This is a genomic window from Bradyrhizobium sp. CIR48 (assembly GCF_014198315.1).
Lineage (GTDB): Bacteria > Pseudomonadota > Alphaproteobacteria > Rhizobiales > Xanthobacteraceae > Bradyrhizobium.
Map to the genome: position 1 here is coordinate 1 of NZ_JACIHG010000036.1, position 1,429 is coordinate 1,429.

Sequence of the window (1,429 nt, forward strand, 5' to 3'; positions counted from 1 at the left end):
TAGAGCGCGTAGCGGTTGCGGAATTCCTCGAGCGTCGTCGGAATTCCAACGCCATGCTGGCGGACGTGGCGCGATCCCCAGGATTTCTCGTAGATATAATCGCCGAGATGCACGACCAGGTCGAGATCGCGCGCGGCCATGTCGCGGTAGGCGGTAAAATAGCCTTGCTCGTATTGCTGGCAGGATGCGAACGCGAAACGGAACGTGCGTGCCGAGCCGGCCGGCGCGGTTCGCGTGCGTCCGATCGGGCTGAGCGCCGGGCCAGCACGGAAGCGGTACCAATAGATGCGATCCGGCAGCAGGCCCGTCGCTTCGGCGTGCACGGAATGCGCCAGCTCTGCCGTCGTCCGCACGACGCCGCGGGAGACGACGCGCCCGAAGGCTTCGTCTTCGGCCACCTGCCATTCAACCTCCACCGACACGTCCCGCATGCCGCCGCCCTCGAGCGGCTGCGTCGCAAGGCGGGTCCACAGGATGACGCGATCCTCGCGCGGGCATCCGGAGGCGACACCGAGCGTGAAGGGATCCCCGCCAAGTGCGACCGGCGCTCCCCGCACGAAGCCGGCGGGCGCAGCGAAGGCCGCGCTCGCGAGCGTCCCGACGAGAAAGCGGCGGCGAGGAATCACGGCCGTGCCGGTGCGGTCTGGAGCTGGCGGCGAATGCTTGCCGCAAGGTCCGGCCGATCGGTCGTGATCTGCCGCACCGGCTGAGCGAGCCAATAGGCGACCTCCTCCGGCTCGTTGGTCACCCACACGCCGAGACGCTCGGATCCCAGCATTTTGAGCGCGAGCGGCAGTGCGAACCCCAGCAGCGATTTCTCGATCGCGACAATGCAGTCGGGAATGGCGGCCAGTTGCGTCAGCGCGGATTCTATGCCGCCCATCATCTCCGCAGAACGGCGATCGAGCGAGATCAGCACCCGCGCCTCCGGCAACAACCTGCGCACGGTCTGGATCACCCCCGGCACGAAGCAGGTGATGACGGCGCGCCGTTGCAGGCCCCGGCGCTTGACCTCATCGATCAGCCGCGCCTCCAGTCCGGGATAGGCATAGCCGAGCGCATCCGTCTTGATCTCGATATGCAGCTCGTGCGTGGTGTCGCTGAACACATCCAGCACCTCGCCCAAGGTCGGAATGCAGTCGTCGCCCGCATCGCGAAGACGCATTGCAGTCAATTGCCGCAGGCTGCGCTCGCCAACCGGCCCGCTCTCGAAGGTGGTGCGGTCGAGCAGCGGATCATGGATCACGACGATACCGCCATCCGTGCTCTGATGGACGTCGAACTCGACCGCGTCGACGTCCTCCCCGCACAGGTTGCGGAAGCCCGTCAGGCTGTTCTCCGGCCAAAGATTGCGTCCGCCGCGATGCCCGGCGATGAAAACCATGATCAGTCCCTATTTGCTGCTGTCGACAAGACCCTTGATGAACCA

General features: G+C 66.0%; 3 protein-coding genes. 1 reads left to right on the forward strand and 2 read right to left on the reverse strand.

What is annotated here, in order from left to right:
• Both GGD66_RS41080 and GGD66_RS41085 read right to left on the reverse strand, forming a co-directional pair.
• Positions 1-626 (reverse strand): PhoD-like phosphatase N-terminal domain-containing protein (locus GGD66_RS41080; RefSeq protein ID WP_183262287.1); only part of this gene is annotated, 626 nt, incomplete at its 3' end.
• Positions 623-1,330 carry a glycerophosphodiester phosphodiesterase family protein gene (locus GGD66_RS41085; protein WP_246789210.1) on the reverse strand — a complete coding sequence of 236 codons (708 nt, stop codon included), beginning with the start codon at positions 1,328-1,330 and terminating at the stop codon, positions 623-625. The genes GGD66_RS41080 and GGD66_RS41085, both read right to left, overlap by 4 nt.
• Between GGD66_RS41085 and GGD66_RS41945 the strand changes: the two genes are divergently transcribed.
• Positions 1,238-1,429, forward strand: a 192-nt coding sequence (locus GGD66_RS41945) for a hypothetical protein (protein ID WP_246789212.1), incomplete at its 3' end; no start/stop codon positions are given. The two genes, GGD66_RS41085 and GGD66_RS41945, sit on opposite strands and share 93 nt — an antisense overlap.